Source organism: Microbulbifer maximicatervae (SeqCode) (genome assembly GCF_052468095.1).
Genome location: NZ_CP174332.1, coordinates 4,862,802 through 4,873,046, shown reverse-complemented (window position 1 = coordinate 4,873,046; position 10,245 = coordinate 4,862,802). Strand labels below are relative to the sequence as shown.

At 48.0% G+C, this 10,245-nt stretch carries 7 protein-coding genes; 6 read left to right on the top strand and 1 reads right to left on the bottom strand.

The window, feature by feature from the left end; genetic code table 11:
• Positions 1–2 precede the first annotated feature (2 nt).
• From narH to ACJJIL_RS21640, 6 genes are all read left to right on the top strand, one after another.
• Complete coding sequence (gene narH, locus ACJJIL_RS21665; RefSeq protein ID WP_282930424.1) at positions 3–1,550, top strand: nitrate reductase subunit beta; 1,548 nt, start codon at positions 3–5, stop codon at positions 1,548–1,550.
• Between the two features lie 19 nt (positions 1,551–1,569).
• On the top strand, positions 1,570–2,292 hold the full coding sequence (narJ, locus tag ACJJIL_RS21660) for a nitrate reductase molybdenum cofactor assembly chaperone (protein WP_282930423.1): 723 nt from the start codon (positions 1,570–1,572) through the stop codon (positions 2,290–2,292).
• A 4-nt stretch (positions 2,293–2,296) separates the two neighbouring features.
• Entirely contained in the window at positions 2,297–2,986 is a 690-nt protein-coding gene (narI, locus tag ACJJIL_RS21655; protein ID WP_282930422.1) for a respiratory nitrate reductase subunit gamma, read from the top strand.
• Between the two features lie 54 nt (positions 2,987–3,040).
• Positions 3,041–3,865, top strand: coding sequence for a peptidylprolyl isomerase (locus tag ACJJIL_RS21650; RefSeq protein ID WP_444892523.1), 825 nt, complete (start codon positions 3,041–3,043; stop codon positions 3,863–3,865).
• A 1-nt stretch (position 3,866) separates the two neighbouring features.
• Entirely contained in the window at positions 3,867–4,514 is a 648-nt protein-coding gene (gene can, locus ACJJIL_RS21645; RefSeq protein ID WP_444895517.1) for a carbonate dehydratase, read from the top strand.
• A 1,137-nt stretch (positions 4,515–5,651) separates the two neighbouring features.
• Positions 5,652–6,116 (top strand): PraA/PraB family alkane oxidation protein activator, encoded by a 465-nt coding sequence (locus ACJJIL_RS21640; protein WP_444911891.1) that lies wholly within the window; start codon positions 5,652–5,654, stop codon positions 6,114–6,116.
• 511 nt (positions 6,117–6,627) lie between these two features.
• On the opposite strand, the gene ACJJIL_RS21635 is transcribed toward ACJJIL_RS21640, so the two are convergent.
• A complete protein-coding gene (locus tag ACJJIL_RS21635) occupies positions 6,628–9,402 on the bottom strand; it encodes a TonB-dependent receptor (RefSeq protein WP_445360736.1) in 2,775 nt (924 codons plus the stop codon).
• Positions 9,403–10,245: the final 843 nt, after the last annotated feature.

The following is a 10,245-nucleotide window of genomic DNA, read 5'->3' as shown; positions in this document are numbered from 1 at the left end:
CAATGAAAGTTAGAGCCCAGATAGGCATGGTGCTGAACCTCGATAAATGTATCGGCTGTCACACCTGCTCGGTGACCTGTAAAAATGTGTGGACCTCCCGCGAGGGGGTTGAATACGCCTGGTTCAATAACGTCGAAACCAAACCCGGTGTTGGCTACCCCAAAGAGTGGGAGAACCAGGACAAATGGAACGGCGGCTGGACCCGCAAGAAGAACGGTAAATTGCAGCCGAAGATCGGTGGCAAGCACCGCGTACTGGCCAACCTGTTCGGCAACCCGGATATGCCGGAGATCGACGACTACTACGAGCCGTTCGACTTCGACTATCAGAACCTGCACAAGGCACCGGAGCAGAAACACCAACCGGTAGCCCGTCCGCGCTCGCTGATTACTGGCGAGCGCATGGAAAAAATCGAATGGGGCCCCAACTGGGAAGAGATTCTCGGCACCGAATTCGAGAAGCGTAAAAAGGACAAAAACTTCGAGCAGGTGCAGGCCGACATTTACGGTGAATTTGAAAACACCTTCATGATGTACCTGCCGCGCCTGTGCGAACACTGCCTCAACCCGGCCTGTGTTTCTGCATGCCCCAGCGGCGCCATCTACAAGCGCGAAGAGGACGGCATTGTTCTGATCGATCAGGATAAATGTCGCGGCTGGCGCATGTGCGTATCCGCCTGCCCCTACAAGAAGATTTACTACAACTGGAAAACCGGTAAATCTGAGAAGTGTATCTTCTGTTACCCACGTATCGAGGCGGGTCAGCCAACCATCTGCTCCGAGACCTGTGTGGGCCGTATCCGCTACCTGGGCGTACTGCTCTATGACGCAGACCGCATCGAGGAAGCCGCTTCTGTAGAAGACGAAAAAGCGCTCTACCAGGCCCAGTGCGATATCTTCCTCGACCCCAGCGATCCGAAGGTCCAGGAAGCTGCCCGCGCCGAAGGTATCCCCGAAGCCTGGCTCGAAGCTGCGCAAAAATCTCCGGTGTACAAGATGGCTATCGACTGGCAGATCGCCCTGCCGCTGCACCCGGAATACCGCACCTTGCCCATGGTTTGGTACGTGCCACCCCTGTCTCCGATCCAGAACGCAGTACAGGCCGGCCAAGTGGAAACCGTTACCGTGGGTCGCGGCGCCGAGATCCCCGATCTCTCCACCCTGCGTATCCCGCTGCAATACCTGGCCAACCTGCTCACCGCCGGCGACGAGAAGCCAGTGGCCCGTGCCCTGGAACGCATGATTGTGATGCGCGCCTATATGCGCGGCATCCATGTGGACGGTATTCAGGAGCGCGAATTGCTGGAAGAGGCCGGCCTGACCGTAGCCCAGGTAGAAGAGATGTATCGCTACATGGCACTGGCCAATTACGAGGATCGCTTCGTGGTGCCCTCAAGCCATAAGGCCTACGCCGAAAACGCCTACGACATGAAGTCCTCTTGTGGTTTCAGCTTCGGCAACGGCTGTAGCACCGGCAACGACAGCACCAATATTTTCGGTGGCAAGCAGCACGCAGTGCGCGAAGTAATACCCGCCAAAGTAGTCGACTAAGGTCGAGCGGAGAATACCGATGAAAGTACTAAACCTGATCGCCCGCCTGCTGGATTACCCGTCCGATGAGCTGGTGGCGCACCTGGATGAGCTGACCAGCTGGTTGGCTGAATCAGAGGATCTGGATGCTCCGTTGCGCGACAAGCTGCTGGCATTTATCTCTCATTACGAGCGTATGGATGCGCTCGATTGGCAGAGCGAATACGACGGTCTGTTCGAGCGCGGCCGCGCTGTATCCCTGCATATCTTCGAGCATATCCACGGCGAATCCCGTGACCGTGGCCAAGCCATGGTAGACCTGACCGCGCGCTATCGCAGCGCCGGCCTTGAGCTGAATGAGCGCGAACTGCCGGATTACCTGCCCACCTACTTGGAGTTCTGTGCCACCCAGGGGGAAGCAGCCTACGGCTGGGTTCACGATATTACCCATGTGATAGCCCTGTTGAGCGCGCGTCTGTCCAAGCGTGAGAGTCCCTACCACCTGCTGATGGATGCGCTCTTGCAGATGGCCGGGGTATATGTCGATCTGACAGCACTCAAGGAAGAAGTCGCCAACGAAGAACGTGACGATACCCCCGAGGCGCTGGACAAGATCTGGGAGGAAGAGGCCGTTAGCTTTAGCGGCGCCAACAATTGCGACCAGTCAATAACGCGGCCCAGCAATGCGCAGCTGCGCGACGGCCAGCCCCTTAACTGGGCCAACGCCGCGCAGAATTCTGCCCAGCCCGCACCACAGGAGTAACAAGATGAACTATCTGAATACGCTGCTCTTCGCCATCTACCCCTTTGTCGCCCTCACGGTATTTCTGGTGGGTAGCCTGATCCGCTACGACCGGGATCAGTACACCTGGCGCACCGGCTCCAGTCAGTTGTTGGAGCGCAAGCAATTGCGCATCGGCAGTTACCTGTTTCATATCGGCGTGATCGCTATTCTCGCGGGCCACTTTGTCGGACTACTCACACCCAAGGCAGTGTGGCACTTCCTCGGCATTGAAGCTTCCACCAAGCAGATGATGGCAATGGGGATCGGTGGTTTCTTCGGGGTGATCTGCTTTATCGGTCTCACCATTCTGGTTAAGCGCCGCCTCACCAACAAGCGTGTACGCGCCACCACTTCCAAAATGGACTTGGCCATACTGCTGATGCTCTACGCCCAATTGATCCTCGGCCTGATCAGTATTGTGGTATCTGCCGGCCATATGGACGGTGCTGAAATGCTCAAACTGATGGCTTGGGCTCAGTCCATTGTCACGCTAGATGGTGCCGGTGCAGCTGCCGCGATCAGCGGAGTGAACATCATTTACAAGCTGCATATTTTCCTCGGCATGACACTGTTCCTGCTGTTCCCCTTCAGCCGCCTGGTACACGTATGGAGTGTTCCGGTGCAGTACTTCCGCCGCAATTACCAGGTAGTTCGCGCCAAAGCCGCGCGCTAATCCCTGCAACTATTAAATGGCCCGCCATGAGCGGGCCCAGTGTGGAGTTGAGTCATGAATACATTACTGGCCACTGATGCTGCCGGCGGCGAATTTGAGATGGCCGAGGTAGTGGCCGTCAACGGAACTGAAATCCCCGCCGACCTGATTTACCAAGAGATGCAGTACCAGCCTGCCGATTCTCCGCGTCAGGCGATTTACTGCGCCGCACGCGCTCTGGTTATCGGCTGGCTTTTACGTGATCGAGCCGCAGGGCAGGGGCTCTGCGCTGCCGACGAAGACTTGCACAGTGAGGCTTTCGATCGCGCAGTCTCAGATCTATTAAAAGGCGAGCTACAGGTGAACCCGGCAACCGACGCCGAGTGCCGCGCGTACTTCGAAGCCCACCCGTATAAGTTCCGCTCCGATCCCCTTGCAGAAGTACGCCATATCCTGATCCCGGCCGCACCGGATGACTCCGAGGCCTGCGCCAAGGCACGCACCGCAGCCGAGAATATGCTGGAACAGATTCGCGCCGACTCCAATCCGCTTCAATCTTTCGCTCGTTTGGCCCAATCCCACTCAGCCTGCTCCTCCTCCGAAGCCGGTGGTAGCCTCGGCCAAGTGGGGCGCGGTGACACCGTCGCCTCCTTCGAGCGCGCAGTGTTCGAGCAGGGCACCGGATTGGTAGCGGAACCCGTGGAGACCCCCTACGGTGTGCACCTGATTTATGTGGAGCAATGCGAACCGGGCCGCCCACTGGAATACGAATATGTCTCGGAGCGAATCGAGGAATACCTGACCGAAAAACGCCGCCGCCGGATGACCAGCGACTACCTGCAAAAAATGGTGCAGGCCGCGCAAATCTCTGGCCTGGATTTATCGGGGGAGGCCCACTGAGGTGGCAGAGATTCGCCAATTGTTCGCGCGCAATCGCGCCTGGGCAGAGGATAGGACGGCACAGGACCCGGAGTTTTTCCAACGCCTGAGCCGCCTGCAAGTACCCAAGTATTTATGGATCGGCTGCTCCGATTCCCGCGTGCCCGCCAACGAGATTGTGGGCATGGCACCGGGGGAGCTGTTCGTTCACCGCAATATCGCCAACGTGGTGGTACACACAGACTTTAATTGCCTCTCGGTGCTGCAATACGCCGTAGAAGTACTCAAGGTGGAACACGTGGTGGTGTGTGGCCATTACGGTTGTGGCGGTGTACAGGCCGCCATGGGCCACAGCGAATGTGGCCTGGTGGATAACTGGTTGCGCCATATCAAGGATGTCTACGCCCGCCACCGGCAAGAGCTGGAATCCCTCGATAAAGAATCCCGCTCAGCGCGCCTTTGTGAATTAAATGTGATGGCGCAGGTACAAAACCTGGCCATGACCAAAATAGTCCAGCACGCATGGGACCGAGGCCAACGCCTGAGCCTGCACGGCTGGATCTACGATATTCGCGACGGCCTGATTAGAGATCTGGGAATGCGGATGGACGACCGCGGTCAGGTGCCAGAGATTTATCATGTTTATGGTGAGGTGCAGGAGGTGGGGTGAGTTTATAACTGCTTTATCCCCTTCGAGACCATAAGTATAAATAGCGCAGTTGCGTTTAAATATTTTTTAGTAATACTACGTTCGATTCTACTTGGCTTCTGCTAAAGCAGACGGCTATCAGCATCAGGTGGGGCGGAGCGATACCGCCGTCTCTTTCCAAACTGCAAAGAGGGTAACCATAAATACCGTTATCCTCAATCACATGTTCGCCCCATGCTTATCTCTATTTCTTCTAACTCCCAATACTGCACTGAGTGCAAGACACAGTGATTAAATCCCTAATATGATAAATAAATAGCGGTTTATTACTGATAGGGCCCTCAAATACCTGAATTACCCAAGCTGCGAAATAAAGCCAATGCACTCAAGATCACGGGATACTGGCGTAATAAGAGCTAGAGATAGATTTTGGTGAGGAGATAATCCGTTAGCAAAAATTGAAGGCCAAACCCTAGAACGAGCTGAGCAACTTTTAGAAGTACAAAACCAAATTGATCATTTGAACATCAATTTGGATATGTGAGTCATACGCTAAAATCTCTCTTTCATCCACTCTGCGCTTGCCGCTCCTCGTAGCACTCTGCTTTTCCTAAAAACGCTACTTTCTATGCCACTTTATCGCCTGAGGTCTATCTGATTTTCGAACATCGATAGGAGACAAAAATATTTATCTTAAAACCTTCGATTACTGGAAATTCAATATTTGAAAAATATTCAAATTTAGTAACAAGAAATTAAGGATAAGCAGGCAAAGATAAAGAGTTTTACGCCCCCAGATTGTGGCTTACTTATTATAAATAAATATATTCACGAATAAATGAAAATCATTAAGTAATTTATTAATTCATAAAATTAATAAGCGCTCCCGATATTTATCCTCACGGAAAAAATATAACTAAAACTGGCATCAAATACCATGTTTATCAAAATTTGTATCCCTCCGAACTGACGGAGAAAAGCGTCTTATAGGAGTGGAGATAAGAGGACTTGGAAGTTGAATATTACTGCAGTTTAAGTGGGCCCAATTTTTTGCTTCTCCAGCGATGATTAATGTAGATGCATTACCCGTAAGGGATGAATACCCAGCGTATTCATACTTCTACCTATTCTAATTACTAAAAATAGGAAATAATGAACATGAAAAAGATCCTTACCGCGCTCGCCCTGACAATTGTTAGCACCGGTGCAGCCGCTGACACCTGGTCTCCCCAAGGTACCATTGGCCTGGCCAATGTCGGTGATATAAAAGTATCTAAGGGTATAAACCTTACTTGTGGTCTATCCGGTAGTTCTACTACAAATTCAGCAGGTAACGCCTCTGTGGGCAGCTTGTCACTGAATACTGGTTTCCTTTGTGGAGCAGTTAGCTTTACCAATCTGCCCTATACATTGGTAGGTAATGCAGGGAATACCGTTACCCTAAAAGATGTAACTGTTGCAGCTATTACCGGCAATTGTTTTGGTGATATTACCGGTAGTTTTAACCAATCTACCGGAGAAATTACTTTTAATGCCGCGGTACTCCCAAGCGTTGGTATTGGTAGCGACTGCAAAATAACCGGTACTATCTCCACAAATCCCCAGGCATCTTTCGTGCCATAAGTAACCTTTAAAAGGTCAATATCTAAAGTAGAGTAGTCAGAAAGTACTGGCTGCTCTACTTTTTCCCCGTCTGTATATTCATAAAAAAACCAAGATATCTGTTTCTAAATATCAATCATTATCTGAAAAAAAATTCTTATCCTCTTTTTTTAATATGCCTGCCATTAGTTGACCCGCTCGCTTTATTAACTCGGCACGTTAATAATGTATCAAATGTACGGCTATATAGTTTTACCTAACTATTTGTTTATAGATTGTATAAACTTGCATTTTTGGCTCAAAGTTACTTTAGGCCTTAATAAGAAGACAATGCAGAGAGACTAGGCTATTCCCAAAATGGGAGGTGTGTGGCTAGTCCTAGCAAACAATCATCAACCGCCCGCTACACGATTGATCGATGATTTATATGAGTGAAAAGAAGGTTAGAAATAGAGGTGTTTTCAGGCATAGCCAGTCTGAAAAACCAGTAAGACACTATAGAACTATTAGTGCCTTACTGGAAATATAAAAATTAGAAACGCTTATTTAGACTAAAGCCTATAATACGCGGATCCAGGGTGAATACATTGGTAGTAAGGCCGGAGTCATCACTATTGGTAAAGGCGCTTGTGATAGGCGTATCATCAAAGATATTTTTCACATATAACTGCATTTGCAATTCTGATTCCGGATGGGTTAGGGTCGCTGATGCATTGAAGTTATCCCAGGCTTTTAAGCGGTCATACTCGGTATTATAAACCCGCGCATAACTCTCAGACTGTCGATAGTAATCTGCACGTAAAGCTAATTCCCAATCTGAAAGGGGAATGACATGCTCCACTGCTAAGTTAAACGTTAACTTAGGAGCATTTGGTAGTTCATTGCCACTTAGATCAGCAGAAAAACCACGTCCGCCATTGGGGGCATCAGTAAGTGGGTTATATTCGCCCAGATCGTAACCGAAAAGAGCCAGCATTTGATCCCATCGGAAGTTTGGATTTTCAATAGAATCAGAGTAAACGCCCCATTGCTGTGAGCCCGCACATAATGCCCAAAGGGGGACTACACCAAAAAATCCTTCCAAGGCAGTCATAGCAGCTTCTACATATTCTACCGGAGCAATACAGTTGGAGGGTACCTGTAAGCTAGGCCGTAGAACTGTCCAGTCTTCATTTCCCTGGGTGCGGTCCATAACATCTATGGATTCCTCCCCTTCTGCTATGCGGGTTCTCAAGTAACCCACATTCATATTCATCCTGGTGCTCTCTGTCATTTGCCATGCCAGCTCTAACTCCAGTCCCATACTTTCTGCATCAAAGTTTTCATTTAATGCGATACGATCAACAATCTGGGAAACCTGGTAATCGGTATAGTCGTAATAGAAAGCTGTTGCATTTAAGTTTAAACGGCCATCAAGCAAAACATTCTTGGTACCGAACTCAAGGGAATTTACAAATTCTGGTTCAAAAGTATTAGGTAAATCTTGGTATTGAACCCGCGCTGGATCAATCACGGCCCGTGGTGGGTTAGAACCGCCTCCTTTATAACCGTGGGCAAAAGAAACGTAGAACATAGTATCATCGGTAAAGGGAGTATCTGCTCGCCAGTCTAGCACCGCCCGCCCGGTATACTCTTGCCAATCCTGAGAAAACTCCTCACCCTCAGGATATCCCATATTGGAATAACCACCTGAGCTGCGACCTGAATAAGTATCACCATCTTCATAATAATTACCAAGTAATAACTGGCTAGGTACAGGATTTGTGGTCTTTTCATCATTGGTATAACGTAGACCAGTGGTAAGTTTTACATCGTCAGTAATTTGCCAATATGCCTCACCAAATACAGCCCAGGAACTAGTTTCTACCAAATTACGGCTAAGAAAATAATTATGACCCATTTCATCAACATTGTTTAACGAATTAGGGTCTACATATATACAGTCATCCCCAGATAAATCTGTGGCGGGGTCAATGCAATTTATCGGAATGATATTGCCATCTTCATCGTATCCCCGACTGTAAACATATTCAGAAATCATGGTGAACATGTTATTAAAAACAAAGTAATCATCCTGGGTTTCAAAATTCAGGTAGTTTGCACCAACGGAGAAATTCCAGCGGCCATCAAAAGCTGTTTGCAAACGGAACTCCTGACTCCACTGTTCATTATCAGAGCGGCTTATATCTACTGCCAAAATACCATCAGAGGCACCGAGTTGTGGGTCGGTATAAATTCCTCCAGGTGTAGGGCCTAATGCCCAACTATCACCAAGTTCTGCTGAGTCAGTAAAGACCGCGCCGGTTGTAAAACGATTATAGTCCTGAGATGAGTAGTAATCGTCCTTAGCATAGGTAGACTGAGAATAAAATGTCAGAGTATCAGATAAAGCCCATTCAAAATTCAGTTGTACTAAATCATTTTCTGCACGAAATACCGGGTCAAAACTAGTGGATATTTCACGTAAATCACGTGATTGATCAACCCCACTGTAGGGATTTGGGAGGTTTGTGAGACTACCATCTTGAAAAAGATTTGGGTGGATAAGCATTGTCGGTGCAACTATATAAGCAAGGCCAGCCCCATTGGGTGCACTAAAAGCATCACTACTATATAGCGAGCTAGGCAAACAGCCCTGACTTGTCATTGCTTGAGTAAACTGTGTTGTTTCCGTATCACCGACCATTGCATCACCGGGGTCAGTAGTACAAAGCTGCTTACCGGTGCGGGATCGCTTGTCATCTTCATCAAAGTGTTGCCAAATCAAATTAGCATTAAACTTATCACTGGGAGTCCATTCAAAAATGGCACGCGTGGAGTAGAGATCCCGGTCGTTAACATCATTTTTGGTATAAGTATTGTAATCAAAGCCATCCCGCTTGGTCATGGCTCCAGAAAAGCGGAAAGCCATAGTTTCACCCAGCGGTATATTCAACATACCCTTGGTACGCTTACTATTATAATTGCCCACTTCAACCTCAATCTCTGAGGCGAATTCATCTTCCGGCATGATTGGTAACATATTAACCACACCAGCAGTGGCGTTACGACCATATAATGTGCCCTGAGGTCCACGCAGAACTTCTACCCGCTGTACATCAAAAAATTCCTGCTCAAACAGACGATTCCTGATTAAAGAAGCATTATTAAAACTTACTGCAACGGCAGGATCACTACTGGCAGAAATTGACTGAGTTCCCACTCCTCGAATAGAGAAATTGTATGAGCTAAAGTTTGTTTTGGAGAAGTTAACATTGGGAACGGCTCGCAGCAGTTCATTGCCCCCTTCAATCTTTAAAGCATCCATGTTATCCCCAGATAGCGCAGAGACTGCAATAGGCACATCCTGAATGCTTTCCTCAATTTTCTGTGCGGTAACCGTAACTTCTTCAATAGCCGAACCAGAATAGTTACTGGGCTTGTCCCCTTGCCCCTCCTGGGCAAATGCTGCCACAGATGCAGTATTTATTACCAAACAGGCAATCGCCACACTGTACCAGGGGGTTGAATAGTCGCTAGGGTTTGCGGCGGGGATTGCTTGAGCAATCAAATTTTTTTGTTTACGAAGGCGCATCATCATACTGAGTTTCTCTCTCTTATGCTCACTATTATTTTTTTCAAGGCCAAAACTGCCTTCCTTGGGGCCCAACTAGATTGAAGACGTAAAAAAAAGATATTAGGGGGGATAAAAAAGAAGATAGAAGTTTAAAAGTTTTACTTTTTCTAAGTAACGCACAAGAATTGGGCGCAATCGAAGTCTGAGCGTTGAAAACCGTGCCTAAATGGTTGGTGGGTATCTATATTAAATAGAAATTTTTCAACAAATAATTACCTTCAGGATCTCATATTTACATTGTAGATATAATGTAAGTCCTCACAGAATGTTGACGTAGGGCAGAATTGTATAACATATGAAAGAAAGAGTTTCTAATAGATATCATACAGTTAATGTCTAGTTTGATTCAGCTTATTATCCATTAAAGAAGCATAGAAATTAAATGTGGTTACTATTTGATAAACCTAAGTCTTACTAGATAAGTATGCTAGTAGTGAGAATGGCTTTGTCTAAAGTAGGTAGAAAATATCAAAAAAATCATAACGCTCTAATATTAAAAAGTTTTTAATTTAAATTCTGGCGTTTGTTTTTCCT